This is a genomic window from Luteimonas sp. MC1895 (genome assembly GCF_016457215.1).
Classification (GTDB): domain Bacteria; phylum Pseudomonadota; class Gammaproteobacteria; order Xanthomonadales; family Xanthomonadaceae; genus Luteimonas.
This window is the reverse complement of sequence record NZ_JAEMDY010000006.1, coordinates 227,357-254,329: the sequence shown is the minus strand read 5'-3', so window position 1 is coordinate 254,329 and position 26,973 is coordinate 227,357. Positions and strand designations below refer to the sequence as shown.

General features: G+C 72.4%; 21 protein-coding genes and 1 pseudogene. 15 read left to right on the top strand and 7 right to left on the bottom strand.

What is annotated here, in order from left to right; genetic code table 11:
• Positions 1-2: 2 nt before the first annotated feature.
• The 4 genes from JG616_RS13340 (at position 3) to JG616_RS13325 (ending at position 6,729) form a co-directional block, all read left to right on the top strand.
• Positions 3-1,721, top strand: a complete 1,719-nt coding sequence (locus tag JG616_RS13340; RefSeq protein WP_199392883.1) for a BatD family protein — start codon at positions 3-5, stop codon at positions 1,719-1,721.
• 82 nt (positions 1,722-1,803) lie between these two features.
• Positions 1,804-3,138, top strand: coding sequence for a dicarboxylate/amino acid:cation symporter (locus tag JG616_RS13335; RefSeq protein WP_199360014.1), 1,335 nt, complete (start codon positions 1,804-1,806; stop codon positions 3,136-3,138).
• Between the two features lie 474 nt (positions 3,139-3,612).
• A complete protein-coding gene (gene tkt / locus JG616_RS13330; protein WP_199392882.1) occupies positions 3,613-5,601 on the top strand; it encodes a transketolase in 1,989 nt (662 codons plus the stop codon).
• A 24-nt stretch (positions 5,602-5,625) separates the two neighbouring features.
• Positions 5,626-6,729, top strand: coding sequence for a PLP-dependent cysteine synthase family protein (locus JG616_RS13325; RefSeq protein WP_199392881.1), 1,104 nt, complete (start codon positions 5,626-5,628; stop codon positions 6,727-6,729).
• 80 nt (positions 6,730-6,809) lie between these two features.
• On the opposite strand, the gene JG616_RS13320 is transcribed toward JG616_RS13325, so the two are convergent.
• From JG616_RS13320 to JG616_RS13300, 5 genes are read right to left on the bottom strand one after another with little or no spacing between them, the layout of a single operon-like run.
• Positions 6,810-7,430 (bottom strand): ATP-binding cassette domain-containing protein, encoded by a 621-nt coding sequence (locus tag JG616_RS13320; protein WP_199360017.1) that lies wholly within the window; start codon positions 7,428-7,430, stop codon positions 6,810-6,812.
• A gap of 28 nt (positions 7,431-7,458) precedes the next feature.
• Positions 7,459-8,163, bottom strand: coding sequence for a molybdate ABC transporter permease subunit (gene modB / locus JG616_RS13315; protein ID WP_199360018.1), 705 nt, complete (start codon positions 8,161-8,163; stop codon positions 7,459-7,461).
• Between the two features lie 16 nt (positions 8,164-8,179).
• Complete coding sequence (gene modA, locus JG616_RS13310; RefSeq protein ID WP_199360019.1) at positions 8,180-8,968, bottom strand: molybdate ABC transporter substrate-binding protein; 789 nt, start codon at positions 8,966-8,968, stop codon at positions 8,180-8,182.
• A 38-nt stretch (positions 8,969-9,006) separates the two neighbouring features.
• A complete protein-coding gene (locus tag JG616_RS13305; RefSeq protein WP_199392880.1) occupies positions 9,007-9,849 on the bottom strand; it encodes a S1/P1 nuclease in 843 nt (280 codons plus the stop codon).
• Positions 9,850-9,891: 42 nt separating this feature from the next.
• A complete protein-coding gene (locus tag JG616_RS13300; protein WP_199392879.1) occupies positions 9,892-10,518 on the bottom strand; it encodes an OmpW family outer membrane protein in 627 nt (208 codons plus the stop codon).
• 170 nt (positions 10,519-10,688) lie between these two features.
• On the opposite strand from JG616_RS13300, the gene gap reads away from it, so the two are divergent.
• Complete coding sequence (gene gap, locus JG616_RS13295; RefSeq protein ID WP_199360022.1) at positions 10,689-11,693, top strand: type I glyceraldehyde-3-phosphate dehydrogenase; 1,005 nt, start codon at positions 10,689-10,691, stop codon at positions 11,691-11,693.
• A 116-nt stretch (positions 11,694-11,809) separates the two neighbouring features.
• Positions 11,810-14,506, top strand: a complete 2,697-nt coding sequence (locus JG616_RS13290) for a DUF2339 domain-containing protein (protein ID WP_199392878.1) — start codon at positions 11,810-11,812, stop codon at positions 14,504-14,506.
• 14 nt (positions 14,507-14,520) lie between these two features.
• On the opposite strand, the gene JG616_RS13285 is transcribed toward JG616_RS13290, so the two are convergent.
• Together JG616_RS13285 and JG616_RS13280 are read right to left on the bottom strand one after the other, a co-directional pair.
• Positions 14,521-15,201 carry a DsbA family oxidoreductase gene (locus tag JG616_RS13285; RefSeq protein ID WP_199392877.1) on the bottom strand — a complete coding sequence of 227 codons (681 nt, stop codon included), beginning with the start codon at positions 15,199-15,201 and terminating at the stop codon, positions 14,521-14,523.
• A gap of 5 nt (positions 15,202-15,206) precedes the next feature.
• Positions 15,207-15,707, bottom strand: a complete 501-nt coding sequence (locus tag JG616_RS13280; protein WP_199392876.1) for an RDD family protein — start codon at positions 15,705-15,707, stop codon at positions 15,207-15,209.
• 41 nt (positions 15,708-15,748) lie between these two features.
• On the opposite strand from JG616_RS13280, the gene xerD reads away from it, so the two are divergent.
• The 9 genes and pseudogenes from xerD to JG616_RS13235 all read left to right on the top strand — a co-directional run.
• On the top strand, positions 15,749-16,702 hold the full coding sequence (xerD, locus tag JG616_RS13275) for a site-specific tyrosine recombinase XerD (RefSeq protein ID WP_199392875.1): 954 nt from the start codon (positions 15,749-15,751) through the stop codon (positions 16,700-16,702).
• Between the two features lie 107 nt (positions 16,703-16,809).
• Positions 16,810-17,685, top strand: a complete 876-nt coding sequence (locus tag JG616_RS13270) for a DsbC family protein (RefSeq protein WP_199392874.1) — start codon at positions 16,810-16,812, stop codon at positions 17,683-17,685.
• Between the two features lie 111 nt (positions 17,686-17,796).
• Complete coding sequence (gene purL, locus JG616_RS13265) at positions 17,797-21,759, top strand: phosphoribosylformylglycinamidine synthase (protein WP_199392873.1); 3,963 nt, start codon at positions 17,797-17,799, stop codon at positions 21,757-21,759.
• Between the two features lie 69 nt (positions 21,760-21,828).
• Positions 21,829-23,544, top strand: a complete 1,716-nt coding sequence (gene gspE, locus JG616_RS13260) for a type II secretion system ATPase GspE (RefSeq protein WP_199360029.1) — start codon at positions 21,829-21,831, stop codon at positions 23,542-23,544.
• Positions 23,545-23,546: 2 nt separating this feature from the next.
• Positions 23,547-24,764: a type II secretion system F family protein gene (locus JG616_RS13255; protein WP_199360030.1), complete on the top strand. Its 1,218-nt coding sequence runs from the start codon at positions 23,547-23,549 to the stop codon at positions 24,762-24,764.
• A 47-nt stretch (positions 24,765-24,811) separates the two neighbouring features.
• Positions 24,812-25,243: a type II secretion system major pseudopilin GspG gene (gene gspG / locus JG616_RS13250; RefSeq protein WP_199360031.1), complete on the top strand. Its 432-nt coding sequence runs from the start codon at positions 24,812-24,814 to the stop codon at positions 25,241-25,243.
• A 12-nt stretch (positions 25,244-25,255) separates the two neighbouring features.
• Positions 25,256-25,729 (top strand): GspH/FimT family protein, encoded by a 474-nt coding sequence (locus JG616_RS13245; protein ID WP_199360032.1) that lies wholly within the window; start codon positions 25,256-25,258, stop codon positions 25,727-25,729.
• A 98-nt stretch (positions 25,730-25,827) separates the two neighbouring features.
• Positions 25,828-26,253 carry a prepilin-type N-terminal cleavage/methylation domain-containing protein gene (locus tag JG616_RS13240; protein WP_234446651.1) on the top strand — a complete coding sequence of 142 codons (426 nt, stop codon included), beginning with the start codon at positions 25,828-25,830 and terminating at the stop codon, positions 26,251-26,253.
• A gap of 32 nt (positions 26,254-26,285) precedes the next feature.
• A pseudogene (locus tag JG616_RS13235) lies at positions 26,286-26,945 on the top strand (prepilin-type N-terminal cleavage/methylation domain-containing protein); the annotation flags it as partial.
• Positions 26,946-26,973 lie beyond the last annotated feature (28 nt).

The following is a 26,973-nucleotide window of genomic DNA, read 5'->3' as shown; positions in this document are numbered from 1 at the left end:
CCATGTCGAACCCGTCCCATTCCCGCCTGGGCTTCGCCAGGGTGCTGCTTGCACTGGTGCTGGCCCTGGCGCCCGCGCTGGCTTCGGCCGAGGTCCGCGCCTGGCTCGACCGCGACCGCATCGAGCTCGGCGAGACGGTCACGCTCAACATCGAGGTCGATACCGGCGGCCGTCCCGACTACGGACCGCTGGCGGGCGATTTCCGCATCGAACAGCGCAGCAGCCGACAGTCCTTCGAACTTCGCAACGGCCAGTCGGTTTCGCGCACGCTGCACGCGGTGGCGCTTCAGCCGCTGCGTGGAGGCGTGCTTACCGTGCCCGCGCTCGCGGTCGGCGGCGAGCGCACGGCCCCGCTCACGCTGACGGTGGCACCCGCCAGCGTCGCGCGGCCGCCCGCGCGCGGTCCCGCCTTCATCGAGGCCGAGGTCGACGATCCGTCGCCCTACGTGCAGCAAGCGGTCGGCCTACGACTGCGGCTCTACTACTCGGTGCAGCTGTTGTCGGGACAGCTCGACCAGCCCGCGGTCGATGGCCTCGGGCTCCAGCGCGCCGGCAGCGACCTGCAGTACACGCGCGAGGTCGGCGGCCGCCGCTTCCAGGTCGTCGAACGCCGCTACCTGCTGATCCCCGAGCGCAGCGGCAGGATCGAGCTGCCGGCCGCCACCTTCCGCGGGCGCGGCGTCGGCGGCTGGCTGGATGACCTCTTCGGCGACGGGCAGCGCGCCCTGTCCGCCGATGGCCCGGCGATCGCACTCGAGGTGAGGCCGGTGCCGCCCGCCGCGCCGCGTCCCTGGCTGCCGCTGCACGGCTTGCAGCTGCGCTGGCTGCAGGCGCCCGACGCCGCACGTGCCGGCGACGCGTTCACCGTCGAACTGGAGCTGGTCGCCGACGGCGCCACGGCGGCGCAGCTGGAGATGCCGATGCTGGCGGCCGATGCCGGCGCGCAGGTCTTCCCGGAGCCGGCCCAGCACGACGAGACGATCGAGGACGGGCGCCCGCGCGTGCGCATGGTGCGCCGTTACTCGGTGCTGCCCGCGCGTGACGGCCCGCTGCGGATCGAGGCGCCGGCCATGGGCTGGTGGGACGTCGGCGCGAACCGCGCGCGCGAGGCGACGCTGCCCGCGCTCGAGGTCGACGTGGCGCCCGCCGCCGGCGCGGTCGGTGCGGGCGGGACCCGCGGCACCGTCGGGACCGGTGCCGCGCGCGGCATCGGTACGCAGGCGGCGGACGACAGCGGCCCCTGGGTCCGGCTGCCGGGCGTGCAGGGACCCGTGCACCGCTGGGCGCTGGCGACGGTGGTGTTCGCGCTGCTGTGGCTGCTCACCCTGGCCTGGGGCCTGCAGTGGCGCCAGCGCGGCCAGGCTGCGGCGGGGGCCGCCCTGGACGACGGAATCGCGGGTGCGAAGGCTGTGCCCAGGGCCCGCGGTCACGGTGCGGCGCTGCGCAAGTCGCTGGACACCGGCGACCTGGGCGAGGTCTCCGTCGCCCTGTGCGCGCTCGCCTCGCCGCCGGCCGCCGACCTCGACGCGCTGTCGATGCGCCTCGTCCCGGGCCCGCAGCGCGAAGCCATCGACCAGCTGCAGCGCGCGCGCTGGGGCCAGGACGGGGACGGCGCGGCCCAGGCGCGCGCGACCGTCCGTGCCGCGTTCGCGCGCGGCGCGGACTGGATCGACGCCGACGAGGGCGGGGACGCGCTGCTCCCACCGCACTATCCCCGGTGAAGCGGCCGCTGAAGGCGGCCGCCGAGGGCGGCTGCGCGGCTTTGCTAAGCTCCGCCGTCCACACCGTTCCGGGGAAGACCGCATGACCGAGCCGACCGCGCCCGCCAGGCCGCGCATGCCGCTGCACTGGAAGATCGCCATCGGCTTCGTCGCGGGCCTCGTGCTGGGCCTGTTCGTGCACTACGGCATCGGTCGCGACACCGGCTGGGTGCAGGCCCTGACCGAGTACGTCACGCAGCCGTTCTCGACCCTGTTCCTCAGCCTGATCTTCATGATGATCGTGCCGCTGCTGTTCTCGGCGCTGGTGGTCGGCGTGTCGGAGATGGGCGACGTGAAGTCGCTCGGGCGCATCGGCTGGCGCACGCTGATCGCGACCGTGGTGCTGTCGGGCATCGCGGTGCTGCTCGGGCTGGTGATGGTCAACGTGTTCAAGCCGGGCGTCGGCGTCGATCCGGCGCTCGCGCAGCAGCTGCTGGCCGACAGCGCCGAGCGCACCGCGGCGATCGTCCGCGACAGCGGCGCGCAGCCCACCGGCGTGCAGATGCTGCTCGACATCGTGCCGCAGAACGTGATCGGCGCCGCCGCCAACAACGCCAACATCCTGGCGCTCATGTTCTTCGCGCTGATGTTCGGCGTCGGCATCGTGATGAGCCCGGACACCGCGCCGATCCGGACGCTGCGCCGCGGCATCGAGGGCATCTTCGAGATCTCGATGACCCTCATCGGCCTGATCATCCGCCTGGCGCCGGCGGCGGTGTTCTGCTTCATGTTCAACCTGGCCGTGCTGTTCGGCTGGGACCTGCTGCTGCGCCTGGGCGCCTTCGTGCTGGTGGTGGTGGGCGCGCTCGCGCTGCACATGCTGGTGACCTATTCGCTGGCGCTGAAGTTCGTCGGCGGCTATTCGCCGCTGAAGTTCTTCAAGGGGGTGCAGGAGGCGATGCTGATGGCCTTCTCCACCGCGTCCAGCAACGCCACGCTGCCCACCGCGCTCAAGGTCGCCGACCGCGACCTGCACCTGCCGACCAAGGTCTCGCGCTTCGTGCTCACCATCGGCGCCACCGCCAACCAGAACGGCACCGCGCTGTTCGAGGGCGTGACGGTGATCTTCCTCGCCCAGTTCTTCGGCGTGGACCTGACCTGGGGCCAGCAGTTCATGGTGATGCTGGTCTGCATCCTGGGCGGCATCGGCACCGCCGGGGTGCCCTCGGGCTCGCTGCCGGTGGTGGCGCTGATCTGCGCCATGGTCGGGGTGCCGCCGGAAGGCATCGGCCTGATCCTGGGCGTGAACCACTTCCTCGACATGTGCCGGACCACGGTCAACGTGACCGGCGACCTCGGGATCGCGGCGATCGTGTCCAAGGGCGAAGTGGACGCGCCGACGGACCTGATGGCGGACAGGCCCGAAGCCACGGGCTGACGCGGTCGAGCGGCCACCTTCGCTTCGTTCCAGTGCGCGCGGCCCGTCCCGCGCACAGGGGGTGTGCTCCGCCGGCCGTCTCCGCATCCTGCTCCCAGCGGCCGGGCGCCGGCCATCCATGGCCAGCTCTGCGCACACACCCTGTGCGCGGGACGGGCTCCAGCCATCTCCGGCTTCGGGAGTGAAGGCACGCCCAGCGCCCTCGCGTGCCGCAGCGCTCTTTTCAACCAGACCGCGACACGGGTTGTGCCCGCCGCGGACGCAAGGGGGGATGCCCAGAGCCGGACATGGATGGCCGGCGGCCGGAACTGGGAGCAGGACAGCGCAAATTCCGGCTGGGCATCCCCCCTTGCGTCCGTGGCGGGCGGCCTTGACCCATCCAAACCAGCGAGGTCGGAGCTCGGCTGCGGAAGACTCGCAGGGCAGGGGATGGGACAATGCGCGTTCCGCCGCCGTCCCCGCCCGCCGAGACCCATGACCAGCCCCAGCCGCCGCGACCTCGCCAATGCCATCCGCATCCTCGCCATGGACGCCGTCCAGGCGGCCAACTCCGGCCACCCCGGCATGCCCATGGGCATGGCCGACATCGCCGAGGTGCTGTGGAATGACTACCTGAACCACAACCCGGGCAACCCGAAGTGGTTCAACCGCGACCGCTTCGTGCTGTCAAACGGCCACGGCTCGATGCTGCAGTACGCGCTGCTGCACCTGGCGGGCTACGACCTGGCGATCGAGGAGCTGAAGAACTTCCGCCAGCTCGGCCACCGCACGCCGGGGCACCCGGAGAACTTCGTCACCGGCGGCGTCGAGACCACCACCGGGCCGCTGGGCCAGGGCTTCGCGAACGCGGTGGGTTTCGCGCTGGCCGAGAAGCTGCTGGCGCAGCGCTTCAACCGTCCCGAGTACGCGGTCGTCGACCATCGCACCTGGGTCTTCCTGGGCGACGGCTGCCTGATGGAGGGCATCAGCCACGAAGCCGCCTCGCTGGCCGGCACCTGGGGCCTGGGCAAGCTGGTCGCGTTCTGGGACGACAACCGCATCTCGATCGACGGCGACACCGCGGGCTGGTTCACCGACGACACCCCGGCGCGCTTCGAGGCCTACGGCTGGCGCGTGATCCGCGACATCGACGGGCATGACGCCGCCGCCATCAAGGCCGCGATCGACCAGGCGATGCAGCACGACGACCGGCCGGTGCTGCTCTGCTGCCGCACGACCATCGGCTACGGCTCGCCGGCCAAGGCGGGCAGCGAGTCCTCGCACGGGGCGCCGCTGGGCAAGGACGAGATCGTGGCCACGCGCAAGGCGCTGGGCTGGGAGCACGGCGAGTTCGAAATCCCCGAAACGATCTACGACGGCTGGCGTGCGAACAACGCCGGCACCGTGCGCGAGGAGCAGTGGAACCGGATGTTCGACGCCTACGCGCAGCGGCACCCGGAGCTGGCCGGTGAGCTGTCGCGCCGCTCGCACGGGGAATTGCCGGAAGGATTTTCCGCCGCGGCCGACGCGTACATCGCGAAGCTGCAGGCCGAGAGCCCCAAGGTCGCCTCGCGCAAGGCCTCGCAGATGGCGATCGAGGCCTTTGCGCCGCACCTGCCCGAGCTCGTCGGCGGCTCGGCCGACCTGGCCGGTTCCAACCTCACCCTGTGGAGCGGCAGCAAGTCGGTGGCCGGCGACGATCCCGACGCCAACTACGTCTATTACGGCGTGCGCGAGTTCGCGATGACCGCGATCTCCAACGGCCTGGCGCTGCATGGCGGTTTCATCCCCTATGACGCCACCTTCCTGGTGTTCAGCGATTACGCGCGCAACGCAGTGCGCATGGGCGCGCTGATGGGTGCGCACGTCATCCACGTCTACACCCACGATTCCATCGGCCTGGGCGAGGACGGCCCGACGCACCAGCCCGTCGAGCACCTGGCCAGCCTGCGTGCGATCCCCGGAAATGACGTCTGGCGCCCCTGCGACGCGGTCGAATCCGCCGTTTGCTGGAAGGCCGCGATCGAGCGCCAGGACGGGCCCGCCTGCCTGGTGTTCTCGCGCCAGAACCTTGCACCCCAGGCGCGCGACGAAGCGCAGGTCGCAGCGATCGCGCGCGGCGGTTACGTGCTGAAGGATTCCGTGGGCGCACCGGAGGTGATCCTGATCGCCACCGGCTCCGAGGTCGGCCTGGCCATGTACGCGGCCGCGCAGCTGGGTGACGCCGTGCGCGTGGTGTCGATGCCCTCGACCGATGTCTTCGACCGCCAGGACGCCAGCTATCGCGAATCGGTATTGCCGAACGCCTGCAGGAAGCGCGTGGCGATCGAGGCCGGCGTTTCCGACTTCTGGCGCAAGTACGTGGGCCTGGACGGCGCGGTGATCGGCATCGACCGCTTTGGCGCCAGTGCCCCGGCGGAGGTGCTGTTCCCGCACTTCGGCTTCACGGTCGAGGCGGTGGTCGACGCCGCGCGCGCGCTCTAGGCCGCGCGCGGGGAGGCGGCGGACATGGCGCAGCGCGAGTGGGTGGCCCGCGCCATCCACACCATCGAGGCCGACTTCAACCGCTCGGCCGACACCCACCTGATCCCGATGCCGCTGCCCGGCTATCCGGGCATCGACGTCTACCTCAAGGACGAGTCCAGCCACCCGACCGGCAGCCTCAAGCACCGGCTGGCGCGCTCGCTGTTCCTGTACGCGCTGGCCAACGGCTGGCTGCGCGAGGGCCGTCCGGTGATCGAGGCCTCGAGCGGTTCCACCGCGGTGTCCGAGGCCTATTTCGCCCGCCTGCTCGGCCTGCCCTTCATCGCGGTGATCCCGGCCTCGACCTCGCCGGAAAAGATCGCCGCGATCGAGTTCCACGGCGGCCGCTGCCACCTGGTCGACACCGCCTGCGCGCTCGATGCCGAGTCGCAGCGCGTGGCGCGCGAGAGCGGCGGCCACTTCATGGACCAGTTCACCTATGCCGAGCGCGCGACCGACTGGCGCGCCAACAACAACATCGCCGAGTCGATCTTCCGGCAGATGAGCGAGGAGCCGCATCCGATCCCGGCGTGGATCGTGTGCAGCCCGGGCACCGGCGGCACCGCGGCGACGCTGGGGCGTTATGCGCGCTACCGCCGCCATGCCACGCGGGTGCTGTGCGTGGATCCGCAGGAATCGGTGTTCCATGACGCCTACCGCGCCGCGCTCGCTGGCGAGCCGTGGCGCGGCTTCACCCATCCGCGTGGCTCGCGGGTCGAAGGCATCGGCCGCCCGCGGGTAGAGCCGAGCTTCATCCCCAGCTGCGTCGACGGCATGCTGAAGGTGCCCGACGCGCTGGCCCTGGCGGCGATGCGCCACGTCAGCGCAACGCTGGGCCGTCGCGTCGGCGGCTCGACCGGCACCAACTTCGTCGGCGTGCTGCACGCCGCGCGCCGCATGCGCGACGCCGGCCAGGACGGTTCGATCGTGACCATCCTCTGCGATGCGGGCGAGCGCTACGCCCACAGCTACTACGACCCGGCGTGGTACCGGGCGAACGGCATCGACACGGAGGGCGCCGACGCGGTGATCGCCGCCGCCGTCGCCGGTGGGACGATCGGGGGCCTGGAACCGCTCGGCGAAGCCTGACTCCGGCGACCTGCGGCGCGCTTGCGGGGCCCGCGGCGGCACTTGACACGGGCGGCCAGGGCCTGGGTGCTGACGCCGGCTCACTCCAGCCGGTGGACCGCTTCCGCCAGCCGGCGCACCTCGTCCGGGTGGTGGCTGACGTAGAGCATCGGCAGCCTGACCTCGTCGCGCACGCGCTGCAGCCAGGGAATCAGCTCCTCGCGCCGCGCGTGGTCCAGGGCCGACAGGGGCTCGTCGAACAGCAGGATGGCCGGCTGGGAGAGCAGCGCGCGGCCGATGGCCACCCGCTGCGCTTCGCCGCCGGACAGGTTGGCGGTGCGTCGGCCCAGCAGCCCGCCGATGCCGAGCAGGGCGACCACCGCATCGAGTTCGAAGCGCGGCCCCTCCGCGCTGCCGGCGTGGCGGCCGTAGAGCAGGTTGCCGCGCACGTCCAGGTGGGGGAACAGCCGCGCGTCCTGGAACACGTAGCCGACTCGGCGCCGGTGCGCCGGCAAGTCGATGCCGCGCGCGCTGTCGAACAGAACACGCCCGTCGACCTCGATGCGTCCCGCGCGCGGCTTGACCAGCCCGGCGATGGCACTGAGCACCGTGGTCTTGCCGGCACCGGACGGGCCGACCAGGGCGATCACCCGCGCGGGGTCCTCGATCGTCACGCGACGCTCGAACCGCCCGCGACGCAGCTGCACGTCGAGGCTCAGCATCGTGCGAGTCCCCCCGGCGGCGTGCGGCTCACGCGTCCTCCCCGTCATCGCGCCGGCCCTGCTGGCGTCGCACCAGCCACTCCGACGCCAGCAGCGCGAGCAGCGAGATCGCCACGGCCACCGCCGCCAGCCGCCAGATGCCGATCTCGCCGCCGGGCACCTGCATCAGCTCGTAGATCGCCGAGGACAGCGTCTGGGTCTCGCCCGGGATGTTGGAGACGAAGGTGATGGTGGCGCCGAACTCGCCCAGCGCCTTGGCGAAGGCGAGCACGCCGCCGGCGACGATGCCCGGCCAGGCCAGCGGCAGGGTGACCGTGGCGAAGACGCGCCACGGACTGGCGCCCAGGGTCGCGGCCGCCTGCTCCAGGCGCCGGTCGACGGCCTCGATCGACAGCCGGATCGCGCGCACCATCAGCGGGAAGCCCATGATCGCGCTCGCCAGCGCCGCGCCGATCCAGTGGAAAGCGAAGCGGATGCCCAGGTGCTCGGCCAGGAAGGCACCCACGGCGCCCTGGCGCCCGAAGAGCACCAGCAGGGCATAGCCGACCACCACCGGTGGCAGCACCAGCGGCAAATGGACCAGCGCGTCGAGCAGCGCCTTGCCGGGGAAGCGCCGGCGCGCGAGCAGCCAGGCCACGGCGATCCCGGGGGGCAGGCTGGCCAACGCGGCCACGCAGGCCACTTTCAGGCTGAGCGCGATGGCCGTGACTTCGGCCGGGCTGAAGGCGGGCATGCTCCCGGCCGCCTGCTCAGAGCAGCCTGAAGCCGCGGCGGGCGAAGATCGCCTGCGCCGGGGGCGTCCGCAGCCAGTCGATGAAGGCCGCGGCCCGCGCATGGCGGCTTGCGCTCACGCGCGCCGCTGGATAGACGATCCCGGGATGCGAGCCTGCCGGGAAGGTGGCCAGCACGCGCACCCGCGGCTCGGCGCGCGCGTCGCTGTCGTAGACCACGCCCAGCGGTGCTTCGCCGCGGGCCACCAGCATCAGCGCCGCGCGTACGTTCTCGACGCCGGCCACGCGCGGCGCCAGCGCGTCCCACATGCCGAGCGAGAGGAAGCCTGCCTTCGCGTAGCGGCCCGCGGGCACGCTGTCGACCATGCCCATGGCGATGCGGCCACGCTGGCCCAGGAGCGGCCGCAGGTCGACGCCTGTGCGCAGCGCCAGCGGCGCCGTCGCCGAAGTGGCCGGGGCGATCAGCACCAGGCTGTTGCCGAGCAGCGCGGTGCGGGTCTCCGCGTCCACCAGGCCACGGGCCTGCAGCTCGTCCATCCAGTCGCTGTCGGCGGGGATGAAGACGTCGGCCGGGGCGCCCTGGGCGATCTGCCGCGCCAGCGCGGAGCTGGCCGCGTAGGAGACGCGAACCCGCTGCCCGGTCGCGCGGCGATAGGCGTCGGCGGCCTCGTCCATCGATTCCTTGAGGCTGGCCGCGGCAAACACCGTCAACGGTGCGTCGTCGGCGCGTGCCGGGCCGGCGGCGACGCCCAGCAGGAGCGTGAGCGCGGCGAGTGCGGCGAGGACCAGGCGGCGGATGGGGGGCATCGATGGGCCTGCGCTGCGCCCGCAACCGGGCCCTGCGACTAGCGGGCCTGCATCGGCGGCGCCAGCGCGTGGTTCAGCAGCTGGGCCAGGCGTACGCCGGCTTCGCGCAGGCGCTGCTCGGCCACCGGCAGGCGAGCCTCGAGGAAGGCCTCGTCGATCACGTGCACGCCCTCGGCCGGATAGACCTTGCCGTCCTCGACCAGCTGGCAGGACTCCAGCGCCCAGTCGAGCACCGGGCGATCGGAGGAGAGCGTCGGATCGTGCGGGAGCGGGGTCTCGAGCAGCACGTCGGCGTATTCCTCGGCGGCGAGGTCGCGGCGCTTGATGATCGTGCCGTCCCAGATGCGGTGCAGGTTGGTGCCTTCTCCGCCCAGGTTCACCTGGTAGTCGTTGCCGCCCTTGTCGTCGCGCGGGCTGGCATGCATGGGCTGGTGCAGGTCGCCGACGAAGTGCACCACGAACTTCAGCGCCATGGCCCGGTCGGCCGGGTCGCGCGTGGGGTCGGCAAGGATCCGGTAGAGCAGGTTGGTCTGGGTGACGATGCAGTTGTTGCCCTTGCAGTCGCGCGGCGGCTCGAAGCCGCAGCGGCCGTCGAAATTGATGTAGTGCCACTTGGCCGAACGCTTGCCCAGGCCGTCGGGATCGGTGTCGCGCAGCTCGTCGGCCCAGGTGGCCACGCCGGCCAGGGTCGGATCGGCTTCGCCGGCGAGCAGGCGCTCGACCTCGGCGCGCGCGGCCGGGCTGAGGCCGGCATCGGCGATGTGCGCGACGATGCGGTGGCCTTCCGCGCTCCACGCGGAGGCGTCGCCGGCGACGAACGCGCAGGCGAGGGCGAGGACGGGGAGGAAACGGGTCATCGGGCGGTCACGGTTCGGGCGCATGCAGCGATTCTAGCCGCATGCGCCCGGGGTCGCCCGCGCGGTTCAGAAGCGCAGGACGTAGGCCGCGCCGTAGACCAGCGGGTCGATCTTGGCGCTGCCGAGCTTCGCGCCGTCGAGCTTGACGTCGCTGTCGATGTCCATCCAGCGAACGTCGACGCGGATCGCGCCCTTCTGGCCGACCTTGAAGTCGACGCCGGCGTGCAGCGCGAGGCCGAACGAGTCATCGAGCTCGAGCTTCGAGCCCTGCAGCGGGCCGCGGGTTTCTTCGCTGAAGAAGGTGGTGTAGTTCAGGCCCACGCCCAGCAGCGGCGAGACCTTGCCCTGGCTGTTGAAGTGGTACTGCAGGCTCACCGTCGGCGGCAGGTGCTTCGTGCTGCCGACGCGGCCCAGGCCCTCGATGGCGATGTCGTGCTGGAACGGCAGCGCGGCCAGCACTTCCAGGCCGAGGTTGTCGCGCACGAAGTACTCGAACGCGATCGTCGGGCGGGTGCTGGAGCCGATGTCGAGGGGCAGGGTGCCGCCGGCCAGGGCGCCGTTGTCGGAGTCCGGGTTGACCTGGTGGGCGCCGATCGCGACCGTCCAGTCGCCTGCGGACTGGGCGAGGGCGGCGGGCGCGGCGAGGACGCCGGCGATGGCCAGGGCGAGCAGGGGGAGGGTCTTGCGGAGCATGTGGGACGCCTTCTAGCGGTGGGGATGGCGCCATGGTGCGTCGAGCCATACCCAGCCGCATTGACGACGATCAAGTCCGGGCCCCGCGCGCCGGGGCCTGCTAAAATGGGCGTTCTGCGTGTTCCACCCACCCTTGCCGCGGCGCGCGGCGATACGGAGTCTGCAAAGCCATGGCGATTAAGGTAGGCATCAACGGTTTCGGCCGCATCGGGCGCAACGTCCTGCGTTCGGCGGTGGAGAATTTCGGCAACGACATCGAGATCGTCGCCATCAACGACCTGCTGGAGCCGGACTACCTGGCCTACATGCTGAAGTACGACTCGGTGCACGGCCGCTTCGACGGTGACGTCTCGATCGACAACGGAACGCTGGTGGTGAACGGCACGCGCATCCGCCTGACCCAGGAGCGTGATCCGGCCAACCTGAAGTGGGACGAGGTCGGCGCCGACGTCGTCATCGAGTCCACCGGCCTGTTCCTCGACAAGGCCACCGCGCAGAAGCATCTGGATGCCGGCGCGAAGAAGGTGATCCTGTCGGCGCCGTCGAAGGACGACACGCCGATGTTCGTCTACGGCGTGAACCACGAAAAGTATGCCGGCGAGGCGATCGTCTCCAACGCGTCGTGCACCACGAACTGCCTGGCGCCGATCGCCAAGGTGCTCAACGACAAGTGGGGCATCAAGCGCGGCCTGATGACCACCGTGCACGCCGCCACGGCCAGCCAGAAGGTGGTCGACGGCCCGTCCAACAAGGACTGGCGCGGCGGCCGCGGCATCCTCGAGAACATCATCCCGTCGTCCACCGGCGCGGCCAAGGCCGTGGGCAAGGTGATTCCGGAGCTCAACGGCAAGCTGACCGGCATGTCGTTCCGCATCCCGACCTCCGACGTCTCGGTGGTCGACCTGACGGTCGAGCTCGAGAAGGGCGCGAGCTACGCCGAGATCTGCGCCGAGATGAAGGCGCAGTCGGAAGGCGCGCTGAAGGGCATCCTCGGCTACACCGAGGACAAGGTGGTCGCCACCGACTTCCGCGGCGACGCGCGCACCTCGATCTTCGACGCCGAGGCCGGCATCCAGCTCGACGACACCTTCGTCAAGCTGGTGGCCTGGTACGACAACGAGTGGGGCTACTCCAACAAGTGCCTGGAGCTCGCCCGCGTGGTGGCCGCGAAGTAAGGCCGCAGCCACGTTGCACCTCGGAAGCCCCGCCTCGCGCGGGGCTTCCTGTTTGTGGGTGGGTGCGCCAAGGTGCCCTCTGGGCCGTGGCGACGGCAGGGGAAGGGATCGCACGGATGGAATCGATGCTGATGCTGTTGGGGCTGGCCGTGCTCTCGGTGCCGGTGCTGCTGGTGGTGGCGCTGGTGGGCCTGGGGGACCTGAAGCGGCGGGTGGCTGAACTCGAGGCGGCGCTGGCGCGCGTCCAGACGCCGTCGGTGCAGGCGCAGGCGAAGCCGGGCACCGCACCGCTGCCGGCCGCGTGGATGGACGCGGCTGCGATGTCACCGCCGTCGCCGAGGTCCGGGTCGACGCCGGAGCCGAGACCGACGCCGACGCCGACGCAGACACCAGCAACGGTTTCGGCATCACGCGCGCCTTCACCCGCACCCGCGCGCCGCGTCGAACCGATCGCGGCGGAAGCGCGACGTGCCCCCGCGTCTCCGCCTCCTTTCGACCGCCTGGCGAACGCGGTGCGCCGCTGGTTCACCGAGGGCAACGTGCCGGTCAAGGTGGGCGTGTTGGTCCTGCTGGCCGGCGTCGCCGCGCTGCTGCGATATGCCAGCAACCAGGGCTGGCTGACTTTGCCCATCGGCCTGCGCCTTGCGGCCATTGCCGCGGCGGCACTGATGGCGCTGGCCTTTGCGTGGCGCAAGCGCAGCAGCCACCGCAGCTTCGCATTGGCGGTGCAGGGCGGGGCGATCGGCGTACTGCTGCTGGTGGTGTACGCGGCCTTCAAGCTGTACGCCATGCTGCCGGCAGGCGCGGCGTTCGCGATCAGCGTGGTCCTGGTGGCGGCGCTGGGCGCGCTGGCCGTGCTGCAGGGTTCGCGCACGCTGGCGGTGCTCGGGATCCTCGCTGGCTTTATGGCGCCGATCTGGCTGTCGTCGGGCAGCGGCAACCACGTGGTGCTGTTCTCGTACTACGGGCTGCTCAACGCGGCGATCTTCGCCATCGCCTGGCTGCGGCCCTGGCGCGAACTCAACCTGCTGGGTTGGATCTTCACCTGGGGCATCGGGGTCGCCTGGGGCGTGCTGGCCTATGAGCCGTCCAAGTTCGCCACCACGCAGCCCTTCCTGCTGCTGTTCTTCGCCTTCTACCTGCTGCTGCCGATCCTCTACGCCCGACGCAGGCCGCCGGGCCGGCGCGACGTGGTCGACGGCTGCCTGCTGTTCGGCACCCCGCTGATCGCCTTCAGCCTGCAGGCGGCGCTGCTCGAAGGGGAGCGCACGCAGCTGGCACTGTGCGCCGTGGCGCTGGCCGCGATCTATGCCGCGCTGGCCTGGTGGCAGCGGCGGGGCCCGCACGCGGTGCTTGCCGAGGCCTACGTCCTGCTTGCAGGCGGCTTCGCGACGCTGGCCGTGCCGCTGGCGCTGTCGGCGCGTGCGACCGCGGCGGTGTTCGCGGTCGAGGGCGCGGCGCTGGTGTGGCTTGGGCTACGCACCGGACGGGGGCTGCCGCGCTGGATCGGCACCTGCCTGCAGCTGGCCGCGGCGTTGTCGTTCTCCATCGGCGTGGCGGGGTGTCTGCACGATGCGCCCGTGCTTGCCAACGCAAGGTTCACCGGCGCGCTGCTGCTGGCGCTGGCGGGCTTCGCCAGCGCGTGGTGGTATCGCGGGGCGGGGCGGACACCGGCTGCGCTGGCGTTCTACCTCTGGGGCCTGGCCTGGTGGCTCGGCAACGCCGTGCAGGAAGTCGACGCTCACGTCGCCAGCGGCCTCCGCGCCGACGTGCTGCTGGTCGCGGTCGCGCTCACCACCCTGCTTGCAGCGGAAGCGCATCGCTGGCGCCCGGCTCCGGCGCTGGTGCTGACGGTGCTCGGTGCCTTCGTACTGGCGGCGCCGTTGGCGATCATGCAGGTGGATGCCCATGGCCAGCCGTTCGCGGGCTGGGGCGCGGCGGCCTGGCTGGCGTTCGCTGCTTGCGGTGTGCGCAGCCTCGCCTGCCTCCGGACGGACGGCGGACAACCGGCAGCCTGGACCCAGTTCGCCTGGTGGCTGCTGTGGGCGCTGGTGGGTTCGCTGTCCGCATGGGAGCTCGCGCGCGACATGGCGCTTGGCGGAGGCTGGCGCCTGGCATTGCCCGCGCTGCCGTGGCTTGCGTTGCTGGCCCTGGGGCAGTTCCGCTGGCGCTGGTTGCGATGGCCGCTGGGCCCGGAGTTCGACGCCATGCGCCCGGCGTTCATGGCGACCTGCCTGGTCCTGGTCGGCGTCGGCTGGCTGCGCGCGCTGCGCGATGCCGGCGACAGCGCGCCCCTGCCATGGCTGCCCCTGGTCAATCCCCTGGATCTCGTCCAGCTCGCGGCGCTGGGGCTGTTCGCCCGCTGGCTGTGGTCGTCGCAGGCGCCGGCGTTCGCCCGGCGGCGGGTGGCGCTGCTGTCCTCGGCCGGATTCCTGCTGGTCACGTGCATCACCCTGCGCGCGGTGCACCACTGGGGCGGCGTGCCGTGGGGCGAGGGCCTCTGGTCGACCAGCCTGGCGCAGACCGCGCTGACCGTGGTCTGGAGCGTGCTTGGCGTGGCCGGCTGGATCGGCGGTTCACGCCGGGGGCAGCGCGTGCTGTGGCTGGCCGGCGCGGTGCTGATGGCGGTGGTGCTGGCCAAGCTCGTGCTGGTCGACCGCCAGCACCTGGGCGACCTGCTCGGCATCGGCTCGTTCATCGCCTATGGGCTGCTGTGCACGCTGGTGGGCTGGTTTGCGCCAGCGCCGCCGCGTGCGCCGGCGGGTGCGGCGGAGGGCGAGGCGGACGCCGTCCCGGGTGCCGCCGGTTCCTGAGCGCGGTGCTCCGGTCAGGCCTCGCAGCCGTCGGGGCCGCAGGCCGCACCGTCGCCCGATGCCGGCGGCGGCGCAAGTTTGCGCAGCGCCTCGGCCAGGGCCTCCGGCGGGTGCGCGCCCTGGATGCCGTGCTGGCCGTCGACGACGAAGGTCGGCACCGCGCGGATCCCCATCGCCTGCGCGCGGGCCAGCGCGGCCTGCACCTCGGCCACGCCCTCGTCGGAATCCAGCATCGCGCGCACGCGCGCTTCCGCCAGGCCGCCCGCGGCGCCGGCCGCAACCAGCACCCCGGGATCGGCCAGGCTGCGGCCCTCGGCGAAGTGCGCGCGAAACAGCGCCTCGCCCACCGCTTCGGCATCGCCCTCGCGCGCGGCCAAGGCCATGAGCCGGTGGCCGTGCAGGGTGGTCACGCGCACCTGGCCGCGGTCGAAGTCCATCGGCAGGCCTTCGGCGCGCGCGGTGGCCTGGGTCTGCGCCAGGAGCTCCGCGGCGCGCGTCTCGCCGCCGAACTTGGCGGCATAGGCCTCGCGCAGCGGGACCGGCGTGGCGTCGGCGTCCGGATCCAGCAGGAAGGGATGCCAGTGCACCTCGACGGCCGGAGCGTCGTCGCCCAGCAGTGCGAGCGCGCGCTGCAGGCGGTGCTTGCCGATCCAGCACCAGGGGCAGACCAGGTCGGACCAGATGTCGATGCGCATGGGAGTCACCTCGTCGTTTTCGGTTCGTGGACCATGTGCGTGCCCGCCGCGCGGTCGTGCCAGGTCAGGCGGTCGCGGTCGAACCACGCCCACCAGAAGCCAAGTCCGCCCGCCGCCACCGACAGCGTGGCCACCGCGTAGCGCAGCCAGGCGCCGCGCCACGAGAGCGTGGCGTCGCCGGTAGCCACCACCCGCAGGCGCCACGGACGCATGCCCAGCGTCTGGCCGCCGCGGCGCCAGCTGGCCGTCGCATAGGCCCCGGTCACCAGCCAGCAGCACAGCCACAGCAGCCACTGCAGCGGGCTCCAGGGTTCGATGTTCTCGCGCGGCGCGTGTCCGGCAAGGGTGTAGCCCACGGCGAACAGGAAGCCGAGCAGGAACCACATCGACAGCACCGGCAGCAGGTCGTAGACCATCGCGAGCACGCGCTTGCCGAGATGTGCGCCGGCACGCGCGCCGTGTCCGGCTGCTGGCTTGGGGCTGTCGAGCGAGGTGTCCGCGTCCATCGCCACAGGATAGCCGCCGCCGTCCGTGCGCCGCTAAGCTCGTGGCCATGACCGCGACCACGCCCGCCGAGCGCCGCGCCCGCGTGCTGGCCCTGCCGGCACTGCGCGACGCCGATGCGCGCGCCATCGACGGCTTCATCGATGCCTGGTGGGCCGAGTCGGGTGCCGCACGCCAGACCCTGGATGGCTATCGCCGCGACCTGCAGGGCTTCGCGCGCTGGCGCGACCGCGGCGACATCGCCGACGCTGACCGGGCCGGCCTGTTCGACTACCTCGCCTGGCGCAGCCGCGAGGGCTGGTCGCCGCGCAGCAATGCCCGCCTGCTGTCGGCGCTGCGGGCCTTCTATGGCTGGCGGCTGCGCCAGGGCCTGCGCGCCGACGATCCCACCGCGCTGCTCGAGCCGCCGCGCCTGCCGCGGCTGCTGCCCCAGGCGCTGTCGGAAAGCGACATCGGACGCCTGCTCGAGGCGCCCGACGCCGACACCGCGGACGGGCTGCGCGACCGCGCCATGCTCGAGCTGATGTATGCCTGCGGGCTGCGCGTGAGCGAGCTGGTCGACCTGCCCGCGACCGGCGTGAACCTGCGCCAGGGCGTGCTGCGCGTGGCCGGCAAGGGCGGCAAGGAGCGCCTGGTGCCGCTGGGCGAGCAGGCGCAGGACTGGCTCGAGCGCTACCTGGCGCGGTCACGGCCGGCGCTGGCCGGGCGCGCCACGCCGGCGGCGCTGTTCCTCACCACGCGCGCGGCAGGGCTCAGCCGCCAGGGCTTCTGGGCGCTGGTGAAACGCCATGCCGCGGCGGCCGGCGTCGACCCCGCGCGCGTCAGTCCGCACGGCCTGCGCCACAGCTTCGCCACCCACCTGCTCAACCATGGCGCCGACCTGCGCTCCCTGCAGATGCTGCTGGGCCACAGCTCGCTGTCGACCACCCAGATCTACACCCTGGTCGCGCGCGAGCAGCTCAAGCGCCTGCACGCCCGGCATCACCCGCGGGCCTGAAAGCCCGTGCAACGGCGGGCCGGGCAGCCGGCGCCCGCGCCCGGGCCTCGTGCGAGAATGCAGGGTATTGGCGCCGCCGCGCGGCGCTGCCCGGATCGAGACCGCGAATGAAGTCCCTGTTGCCCCTGCTGCTCTGCGCCGTCAGCCTCACCGCCTGCGCCCAGGCTCCCGACACCGCCGCGCGCGAGGGCGCCGCTGCCGTCGAACGCGCGCCTGCGCAGGGATTGGCCAGCGCCGAAGCGGGTTCGGTCGACGCGCGCGCGATCCAGGCGCTGCAGTCGATCAATCCGCGCATCGAGGTCGACCACGTGGGTCCGGCGCCGCTGCCCGGCTTCCGCGAGGCGGTGGTCGGCGGGCAGGTGGTCTACATCAGCGATGACGGCCGCTACCTGCTGCAGGGCGCGCTCTACGACGTGGTCGAGAAGACCGACCTCAGCCAGGCCGGCATGGCCGAAGTGCGGCGCCGGCTGCTGGCCACGATCCCGGCCTCCGAGCGCATCGTGTTCGCGCCCGAGAACCCCGAGTACACGGTGAGCGTGTTCACCGACGTCGAGTGCGGCTATTGCCAGAAGCTCCACCAGGACATCGCCGAGTACAACCGCCTGGGGATCGCGATCGAGTACCTGGCCTTCCCGCGCATGGGCCCGGCCAGCGAGGACTTCGCCAAGATGGTCGCGGTCTGGTGCGCGGCCGACCGTGGCGACGCGCTGACCGCCGCCAAGGAAGGGCGCAAGGTCGCCTCGCGCGACTGCACCAACCCGGTGGCGCGCCACTACGACATCGGCCGCCGCGTCGGCCTGACCGGCACGCCGATGATCGTCACCGCCTCGGGCGTGCAGATGCCGGGCTACATGCCGCCGGCCGACCTGCGCGCCGCGCTCGACGAACTGGCCGGCAAGGCCTCGCCGGCCGAAGCCGCCCCGGCGCCCGCCGCGCCCGCCGCGCCGGCCGCTCCGGCCGCCGGCGCCGCCGGCAGCCGTTGACCGCCCCCGGCCTCGCCGCGGCCGGCCACCCCTGACCGCCGGACGCCGCGCCGCGCGCGGTCGCCCGGCTTCGCTACAATGGCGGGCCCGTTTCCACGGTCGAACCCGGACATGATCGTCCTCGAGGGCCTGCCCGCCCTGTCGCCGTTCCGGCGCGAACGCCTCCAGGCCCGCCTGCAAGCCATCGATCCCTCGCTGCGCGTCACCGGCGCCTGGCACGTGTACTGGATCGCCGCCGAAGCCGGCGCCACGCCCGACCCGGCGGTGCTGCACCGCATCCTGCAGGCGTCCGCCAGCGTCGAGGCCGCGGCCCCCGGCACCACCACCCGCTTCGTCTCGCCGCGCCTGGGCACGCTGTCGCCCTGGGCCAGCAAGGCCGGCGAACTGCTGCGCGGCGCCGGCGTGCCGGTGAAGCGCGTGGAGCGCGGCACCCGCGTCGACGTCGCCGGCTGGCCGGCCGATGCCGCGGCCGCCGCGGCGGTCGAGCGCCTGCTGCACGATCCGATGACCCAGTCGCTGCTGGTCTCGCACGCGGGCGCGGAAGCGCTGTTCGGCGCGCCGGCCCGGGGCGAGGTCGAGGTGGTCCCGCTGGCGACGCTGGAAGACGCCAACCGGCGCCTCGGCCTGGCGCTGGCCGAGGACGAGATCGCCTACCTGCGCGAGCGCTACGCCGCGCTGGGCCGCGATCCCCACGACGTCGAGCTGATGATGTTCGCGCAGGCCAACTCCGAGCACTGCCGCCACAAGATCTTCAATGCGTCGTGGACCATCGACGGCGAGGACATGCGTGCGCCGTCGGGCGGGCCGCAGTCGCTGTTCCGGATGATCCGGCACACCCACGCGCAGACCCCCGCGCACACGTTGTCGGCCTACAGCGACAACGCTGCGGTGGTCGAGGGCTATCCGGCGCGGCGCTTCCGCCCGGATCCGGACACCGCCATGTACCGCGCCGAAGCGGCGATCGACAGCGCGTTCTGCATCAAGGTCGAGACCCACAACCATCCGACGGCGATCTCGCCGTTCGCCGGGGCCTCGACCGGCGCCGGCGGCGAGATCCGCGACGAGGGCGCCACCGGCCGCGGCGGCAAGCCCAAGGCGGGCCTGGTCGGCTTCAGCGTCTCGCACCTGCGCATCCCGGCGCTGCCGCAGCCCTGGGAACAGCCGCGCGCGCTGAACCCGCGCATGGCCCCGGCGCTGGAAATCATGACCGACGGCCCGTTGGGCGCGGCGGCGTTCAACAACGAATTCGGCCGCCCCAACCTCACCGGCTACTTCCGCAGCTTCGAGCTGCCGGAGGCCGACGGCCTGGTCCGCGCCTACGACAAGCCGATCATGCTCGCCGGCGGCCTGGGCGCGATCGACCGCGACCAGGTGGCCAAGCGCCGGCTGTCGCCGGGCGACGCGGTGATCGTGCTCGGCGGCCCGGCGATGCTGATCGGCCTGGGCGGCGGCGCCGCGAGCTCGGTGGCCTCGGGCGAAAGCGCCGAGGACCTCGATTTCGCCAGCGTGCAGCGCGACAACCCGGAAATGGAGCGCCGCTGCCAGGAGGTCCTCGACCGCTGCGCGGCCAGGGGCGAGGACGGCAATCCGATCAAGTGGTGCCACGACGTCGGCGCCGGCGGCCTGTCCAACGCGATCCCCGAGCTGCTGCACGATTCCGGCGTGGGCGGCGTGGTCGACCTCGGCCGGGTGCCCAGCGACGATCCGTCGCTGTCGCCGATGCAGCTGTGGTGCAACGAATCGCAGGAACGCTACGTGCTCGGCATCGCCGCCGACCGCCTCGACGACTTCGCCGCGCTGTGCCGGCGCGAACGCTGTCCGTTCGCGGTGGTGGGCGTGGCGACGGCCGAGGAGCGGCTGGTGGTCGGCTACGGCGTGCTGGCGCCGTCGGCGTCCGGGCTCGGCCTGGCGCTGCAGCCGCGCGACGCGGCCGCCGAGACGCTGCCGATCGACCTGCCGATGGACCTCATCTTCGGCAAGGCGCCGAAGATGCACCGCGACACCGCGCGCGCCACGCCCCACCGCTGGCCGCAGCTCGACGTCGTCGCGCTCGCCGCGGGCGGCGGTGCCGGCGAGGCCCTGCACGAGGCCGGCCTGCGCGTGCTGGCGCATCCGACGGTCGCCGCCAAGCAGTTCCTGGTCATCATCGGCGACCGCAGCGTCGGCGGGCTGACCGCGCGCGACCAGATGATCGGCCCCTGGCAGCTGCCGGTGGCCGACTGCGCGATCACCCTGGCCGGCTTCCACGGCCATTCCGGCGAGGCGATGGCGATCGGCGAGCGCACGCCGCTGGCGCTGATCGACGCCGCCGCCAGCGCGCGCATGGCCGTGGGCGAGGCGATCACCAACCTGTGCGCCGCGCCGGTCGAGTCGCTGGCGCGCACCAAGCTGTCGGCCAACTGGATGGCCGCCGCCGGGCATCCCGGCGAGGACGCGCGCCTCTTCGACGCCGTGCACGCGGTCGGCATGCAGCTGTGCCCGGAGATCGAGCTGTCGATCCCGGTGGGCAAGGACTCGCTGTCGATGCAGGCGCAGTGGCAGGACGCGGACGGCCAGCAGAAGTCGGTGTCGCCGGTCTCGCTGGTGGTCAGCGCCTTCGCGCCGGTGGCCGACGTGCGCGCGCAGCTGACCCCGCTGCTGGCGCGCCAGGCCGGCACCGAGCTGTGGCTCATCGGCCTGGGCGCCGGCAAGCAGCGCATGGGCGGCTCGATCCTGTCGCAGGTGCACGGCGCATTTGGTGGCGCCTGCCCGGATCTCGACGATCCGCAGCGGCTGCGGGCCTTCTTCGAACTGGTCTGCGAGGCGCGCGAGGCCGGCCTGCTGCTGGCCTACCACGACCGTTCCGACGGCGGGGTCTTCGCCAGCCTGTGCGAGATGGCGTTCTGCTCGCGCGTGGGCCTCGACATCGACCTCGATGCCTGGGGCGACGACCGCACCGAGAACGTCTTCCGGACCCTGTTCAACGAGGAGCTGGGCGCGGTGGTGCAGATCGCGGTCGACGACCGCGTGGAGTTCGCCGACCTGGTCGCGCGCCACGGCCTGGTGGAGTGCGCTCAGCGCATCGCGCGCCCGACCACGGCGTCCTCGGTGCGCGTGCTCGCCGGGGGCGAGGTCATGGCCGAGTGGGTCTGGGAAGACCTGTTCGGCGCCTGGTGGTCGGTCAGCCATGCCATGCAGCGCCAGCGCGACAATCCCGAGTGCGCCGACGCCGAGCGCGCCGCCGCGCTGCGCTTCGACGCGCCCGGCCTGCATCCGGAACTCGGCTTCAATCCCGCCGAGGACATCGCCGCGCCCTATGTCTCCACCGGCGCCGCCCCGCGCGTGGCGGTGCTGCGCGAGCAGGGCGTCAACGGCCAGGTGGAGATGGCCGCGGCGTTCACGCTCGCCGGCTTCGAGGCCGTCGACGTGCACATGAGCGACCTGGTCGAAGGCCGCGCCACGCTGGCCGACTTTGCCGGCCTCGCGGCCTGCGGCGGCTTCAGCTACGGCGACGTGCTCGGCGCGGGCCGCGGCTGGGCGACCTCGATCCTGGAGCGCGAGGCCCTGCGCGAGATGTTCGAACGCTTCTTCGCCCGCGGCGACAGCTTCGCCCTGGGCGTCTGCAACGGCTGCCAGATGCTGTCGCAGCTGAAGGACATCGTGCCGGGCGCCGCGCACTGGCCGACCTTCCTGCGCAACCGCAGCGAGCAGTTCGAAGCGCGGCTGTCGATGCTCGAAGTGCTGGACTCGCCTTCGCTGTTCCTGCGCGGCATGGCCGGCTCGCGGATCCCGGTGGTGGTCTCGCACGGCGAAGGGCGCGCGCAGTTCGCCAGCGATGCCGATCGCGCCGCCGCCCGCGTGGCGCTGCGCTACGTCGAAGGCGACGGGCGGCCCGCGACGGGCTACCCGGCCAATCCGAACGGCTCCGACGACGCCGTGGCCGGGCTGGCCAGCGATGACGGCCGCGCCACCCTGCTGATGCCGCACCCCGAGCGCACCCTGGCCACGGCCAACTTCAGCTGGGCGCCGGCCACGTGGCCCGAAGCCTCGCCGTGGCTGCGCATGTTCAGGAACGCGCGCGTGGCCGTCGGCTGACGCGCCGGCAGGAAGCCGGGGCGCGTTTGCTACAGTGCTGGCCCCCTTCCTGGCGAGCCCCCGCACCGAATGAACGCCGCCGCGGAGCAGACCACCGGAGCCGTCGGCGCCGACGAGCGCATCGTCGCCGCGCTGCTCGAAAAGGGCCGACTGAAAGAGGCCGACCTGGCCCGCGCGCGGCGACTCCAGGAGGAGACCGGGGGCAGCCTGCTCGGGCTACTGGGTCGCCTTGGCCTGGTGTCGGAACGCGACCACGCCGAGACCTGTGCCGCCGTCCTGGGCCTGCCGCTCGCCAGCGCCAAGGACATGCCGGAACTGCCGCCGGAGGGCACGCCCCTGGGCGTGCGCTTCATGACCCAGTTCCACGTGATCCCGGTGGCCGAGGGCGATGACGTCGTCGACGTGCTCGCGGCCGATCCCCAGGAGTCCTATGCGCTCGATGCCGTGCGCCTGGCGACCGGCAAGCCGGTGCGCACGCGCGTGGCCCTGCGCTCCGAGATCTCGGACCTGATCGAGCGCTGGCACGGCCAGGGCCGCAGCGCGATGGGCGCGATCGTCGAGACCGCCGAGGGCGAAGGCGGCGACATGGACGACGTCGAGCACCTGCGCGACCTGGCAAGCGAGGCGCCGGTGATCCGGCTGGTGAACCTGGTCATCCAGCGCGCGGTCGAGCTCCGCGCGTCCGACATCCACGTCGAGCCGTTCGAGAACCGGCTCAAGGTCCGCTACCGCGTCGATGGCGTACTGGAAGAAGGCGAGAGCCCGCCGACCAACCTCACCGCCGCCGTGATCAGCCGCATCAAGATCATGGCCAAGCTCAACATCGCCGAGCGCCGCCTGCCGCAGGACGGCCGCATCATGCTGCGCGTGCAGGGCAAGGAGCTCGACCTGCGCGTGTCGACCGTGCCCACCGCGCACGGCGAGAGCGTGGTCATGCGCCTGCTCGACCGCGAAACGGTGGTGTTCGACTTCCACCGTCTGGGCTTCACCGACGAGTTCCTGCCGCGCTTCAACCACGTGCTGCAGCAACCGCACGGCATCCTGCTGGTCACCGGCCCCACCGGCTCGGGCAAGACCACGACGCTGTACACGGCGCTCTCCAAGCTCAACCAGCCGACGGTCAAGATCATCACCGTCGAGGACCCGGTCGAGTACCAGATCGAGGGCATCAACCAGATCCAGGCCAAGCCGCAGATCGGCCTGGACTTCGCCAACGCCCTGCGCAGCATCGTGCGCCAGGACCCCGACATCATCATGATCGGCGAGATGCGCGACCTGGAAACCGCGCGCATCGCGATCCAGTCCGCGTTGACCGGCCACCTGGTGCTCAGCACGCTGCACACCAACAACGCCGCCGGCGGCATCACCCGCATGCTCGACATGGGCGTCGAGGACTACCTGCTCACCTCGACCATCAACGGCATCCTCGCCCAGCGCCTGGTGCGCAGGCTCGAGCCGACCCACGCCGAGCGCTATCCCGCCAGCCCGGAAGAGATCGCCAAGTTCGACCTGCGCCGCTTCCAGCCCGAAGGCGAGATTGCCCTGTACCGCCCGCGCGGTTCGGCCATCGCGCCCACCGGCTACCTCGGCCGCACCACCATCGTCGAATTCCTGGTGATGGACGACGCCCTGCGCCGCGCGGTCATGCGCCACGCCGGCATGGGCGAGCTCGAGCAACTGGCGCGCGACGCCGGCATGCAGACGATGTACGAGGACGGCATCCGCAAGGCGCTGGCCGGGCAGACCACGATCGAGGAAGTGCTGCGCGTCACCGAGGACGCCTGAGCATGGCGCTGTACCGCTACAAGGCGCTCAACAGCCGCGGCGAGACCCTGGACGGCCAGATGGAGGCGGCCAGCGACGCCGAAGTGGTGCTGCGCCTGCAGGAGCAGGGCCATCTGCCAGTGGAAGCGAAGCTGGCCAGCGAGGGCGGTGGCGGCGGCAGCCTCAAGGCACTGTTCAAGCCCAAGCCCTTTTCCGGCGAGCGCCTGGTGCAGTTCACCCAGCAGCTGGCGACCCTGCTCGGGGCGGGCCAGCCGCTCGACCGCGCGCTGACCATCCTGCTCGACCTGCCGGAGGACGAGGCCGCGCGGCGCACCATCGCCGACGTGCGCGACCAGGTGCGCGGCGGCACCTCGCTGTCGGCCGCGCTGGAGCGCCAGCACGGCACGTTCTCGCGCCTGTACATCAACATGGTCCGCGCCGGCGAGGCCGGCGGCACCCTGCAGGACACGCTGCAGCGCCTGGCCGACTACCTGGAGCGCTCGCGCGCGCTGCGCGGCCGGGTCATGAACGCGCTGATCTATCCGGTGATCCTGATCGTGATGGTGGGCCTGGCGCTGCTGTTCCTGCTCGGCTACGTCGTGCCGCAGTTCGGCGTGATGTACGAGAGCCTGGACGCGGAACTGCCGTTCTTCACGAAGATCGTGCTCGGGCTGGGCGAGCTGGTGCGCGACTGGTGGATCGTGCTGCTGGCGGTGCCGTCGCTGGCGGCGCTGTGGTTCGACCGCCGGCTGCGCGACCCGGCGTTCCGCGCCCGCTTCGATGAATGGCTGCTGGGGCGCAAGCTCGCCGGCGGCCTGGTCGCGCGCATCGAGACCGCGCGCCTGGCCCGCACCCTGGGCACGCTGCTGAAGAACGGCGTGCCGCTGATCGCCGCGCTGGCGATCGGGCGCAACGTGCTCGGGAACCGTGCGCTGGCCGCCGATGTCGAAGCCGCGGGCGAGGAGGTCAAGAACGGCGTCGCGCTCTCGACCGCGCTGGCGCGCAACAAGCGCTTCCCGCGTCTGGCGCTGCAGATGGTGCAGGTGGGCGAGGAGTCCGGCGCGCTCGACACGATGCTGCTCAAGACCGCCGACACCTTCGAAGCCGAGACCGGGCAGGCGCTGGACCGCATGCTCGCCGCGCTGGTCCCGGTGATCACCCTGCTGCTGGCGGTGGTGGTCATGGTCGTGATCCTGGCGGTGCTGGTGCCGATCTACGACCTCACCAATGTCATAGGCTAGGGGCTTGCCCGGCCCGCGGCCTCCAATCAATGTTCAGGCAGGAATCCATGCAGAAGCGTCCGCTCAACCGTTCCCCCCGTCCGTCCGCGCAGGGCGGCTTCAGCCTCATCGAGATCATCGTCGTGGTCGTGCTGATGGGCGGCATCGTCGCCTTCGCGGCCTCGCGCATCCTCGGCGGCGGCGACCGCGCCAAGGTCAACCTGGCGCGCGCGCAGGTGCAGACCCTGGCCGAGAAGGTCAGCCAGTTCGAGATGGACACCGGCACCCTGCCGGGCGCGCTGTCGGAGCTGGTGACCGCGCCCGGCGGCGCCGGCGGCTGGCTCGGGCCCTATGCGAAGGCCGCCGACCTCAACGATCCCTGGAACACGCCCTTCGAGTACCGCGTGCCGGGCGACAGCGGCCCCTACGACATCGTCAGCTACGGCGCCGACCGCAAGCCCGGCGGCGAAAGCGTCGACGCGGACATCCGCTACGAATAAGGCCGCGCCGCCATGAACGCCGGGCGCGGCGGAAGGCGCCGCTCCGGCGGCTTCTCGCTGCTGGAGCTGCTGCTGGTGATGGTGCTGATCGCCGCGACCGGCGTGCTGGCCGCGGGCATCCTTGGCGGCGGCTTCGCGCGCATGGAGCTGCGCGGCAGCGCGCGCGACATCGCCAGCCAGCTGCGCTACACCCGCGCCCGCGCGCTGGCGACCGGCGTGCCGCAGACCTTCGCGATCGATCCGGTCGGCCATGCCTGGCAGGGCGCCGACGGGCGGAGCGGCGAGGTGCCGGACGCGCTGGGCATCCACTTCACCGGCGCGCGCGAAGTCCAGCCTGCCGACGGCGTCGGCGCGATCGTGTTTTTCGGCGACGGCGCCTCCACCGGCGGCCGGGTGCAGCTCAGCCGCGGCGCGGCCGCGTTCGACATCGACGTGGCCTGGCTGACCGGCGAGGTGACCATGCATCGCACGGAGCCAGGTCGATGAAGGGCTGGTGGCCGGTGGTGTCTGCGGCGAGACCGATCGCGGCTGTAGCCGCTCCTACAGGACCAGGGCCCGCTCCTGTCGGAGCGGCTACAGCCGCGATCCCGCTCCCGGCGCGCCAGCGCGGCTACACCCTGATCGAAGTCCTGGTGGCCTTCAGCGTGCTGGCGCTGGCGCTCACCTTCCTGCTCGGCACGCTGTCGGGTTCGACCCGCCAGGTGCGCTGGTCGGCGGACGCCGGTCGTGCCTCGCTGCACGCCCAGTCGCTGCTGGCCGACGTCGGCGTGGGCGCGGCGCTGGAGCCCGGTCGCGACGAGGGCGACCTCGAGGACGGCCGCTACCGGTGGCAGCTGGAGGTCTCGCCCTGGGTGGACCCGCTGCTGCCGGCCGCCGCGCCGCAGGATCCGTTCGGGGCGCAACTGCTGCACCTGCGCCTCGAGCTGTCGTGGGGCGATGGCGGGCCGGCGCAGCGCCTGGTGGTGGAGTCGCTGCGCCTGGTCCAGCCCGATCCGGGGGCCACGCCGTGAGCCGTACCCGCGCCGTGAGCGGCGCCCACGCCATGGGCCGCGCCCGCTCCACGGGCCGCGCCCGCGCCGCCGCCGGCTTCACCCTGATCGAGGTCCTGCTGGCGACCGTGCTGCTGGCCGCGGGGCTGGCGCTGGGCTTCGGGACGCTGCGCGCCGCCACCGCGACCGTGGAGCGCGGCGAAGCCATGGCCGCGCGCACCGAACGCATGCGCGCGGTCGAAGGCTTCCTGCGCCGACGGCTCGCCGCCGCCCAGCCGATCGCCTTCGCCCCGGACGAGGACACCGGCGGCGCGCTGCGCTTCATCGGCGAGCCCGACCGCATCCGCTTCGTCGCCGACCTGCCCAGCTACCTGGGCCGCGGCGGTCCGCACCTGCACGACATCGCCGTCCATGACGATGCCGGCGGCTCGGCGCTGGCGGTCACCTTCGACATGGTGCTGGCGGGGGAAACCATCCACGAGGACCAGCCGCGGCCGCCCGAGCCGCTGGTGCAGGGGCTCACCGGCCTGCGCATCCGCTACCGGGGACTGGACGAGGAGGGGCTGACCGACTGGCTCGATGCCTGGGACTCCTACGAGCAGCTCCCGCTCCAGGTCTCGATCGAGATCGAGAGCGACCAGGGCGGCGCCTGGCCGCCGCTGGTGGTGGCCCTGCCGCAGGCCGCCAGTGCGCCGGAATTCGGCAGCGGCCGCGCCTCGCGGGTGGCTCCGGGGACGCGCC

Excerpts from the sequence above, each read along its gene's own strand:
- JG616_RS13340 (WP_199392883.1), top strand. The coding sequence starts at position 3 with ATGTCGAACCCGTCCCATTCCCGCCTGGGCTTCGCCAGGGTGCTGCTT.
- JG616_RS13335 (WP_199360014.1), top strand. The coding sequence starts at position 1,804 with ATGACCGAGCCGACCGCGCCCGCCAGGCCGCGCATGCCGCTGCACTGG.
- tkt (WP_199392882.1), top strand. The coding sequence starts at position 3,613 with ATGACCAGCCCCAGCCGCCGCGACCTCGCCAATGCCATCCGCATCCTC.
- JG616_RS13325 (WP_199392881.1), top strand. The coding sequence starts at position 5,626 with ATGGCGCAGCGCGAGTGGGTGGCCCGCGCCATCCACACCATCGAGGCC.
- JG616_RS13320 (WP_199360017.1), bottom strand. The coding sequence starts at position 7,430 with ATGCTGAGCCTCGACGTGCAGCTGCGTCGCGGGCGGTTCGAGCGTCGC.
- modB (WP_199360018.1), bottom strand. The coding sequence starts at position 8,163 with ATGCCCGCCTTCAGCCCGGCCGAAGTCACGGCCATCGCGCTCAGCCTG.
- modA (WP_199360019.1), bottom strand. The coding sequence starts at position 8,968 with ATGCCCCCCATCCGCCGCCTGGTCCTCGCCGCACTCGCCGCGCTCACG.
- JG616_RS13305 (WP_199392880.1), bottom strand. The coding sequence starts at position 9,849 with ATGCGCCCGAACCGTGACCGCCCGATGACCCGTTTCCTCCCCGTCCTC.
- JG616_RS13300 (WP_199392879.1), bottom strand. The coding sequence starts at position 10,518 with ATGCTCCGCAAGACCCTCCCCCTGCTCGCCCTGGCCATCGCCGGCGTC.
- gap (WP_199360022.1), top strand. The coding sequence starts at position 10,689 with ATGGCGATTAAGGTAGGCATCAACGGTTTCGGCCGCATCGGGCGCAAC.
- JG616_RS13290 (WP_199392878.1), top strand. The coding sequence starts at position 11,810 with ATGGAATCGATGCTGATGCTGTTGGGGCTGGCCGTGCTCTCGGTGCCG.
- JG616_RS13285 (WP_199392877.1), bottom strand. The coding sequence starts at position 15,201 with ATGCGCATCGACATCTGGTCCGACCTGGTCTGCCCCTGGTGCTGGATC.
- JG616_RS13280 (WP_199392876.1), bottom strand. The coding sequence starts at position 15,707 with ATGGACGCGGACACCTCGCTCGACAGCCCCAAGCCAGCAGCCGGACAC.
- JG616_RS13270 (WP_199392874.1), top strand. The coding sequence starts at position 16,810 with ATGAAGTCCCTGTTGCCCCTGCTGCTCTGCGCCGTCAGCCTCACCGCC.
- purL (WP_199392873.1), top strand. The coding sequence starts at position 17,797 with ATGATCGTCCTCGAGGGCCTGCCCGCCCTGTCGCCGTTCCGGCGCGAA.
- gspE (WP_199360029.1), top strand. The coding sequence starts at position 21,829 with ATGAACGCCGCCGCGGAGCAGACCACCGGAGCCGTCGGCGCCGACGAG.
- JG616_RS13255 (WP_199360030.1), top strand. The coding sequence starts at position 23,547 with ATGGCGCTGTACCGCTACAAGGCGCTCAACAGCCGCGGCGAGACCCTG.
- gspG (WP_199360031.1), top strand. The coding sequence starts at position 24,812 with ATGCAGAAGCGTCCGCTCAACCGTTCCCCCCGTCCGTCCGCGCAGGGC.
- JG616_RS13245 (WP_199360032.1), top strand. The coding sequence starts at position 25,256 with ATGAACGCCGGGCGCGGCGGAAGGCGCCGCTCCGGCGGCTTCTCGCTG.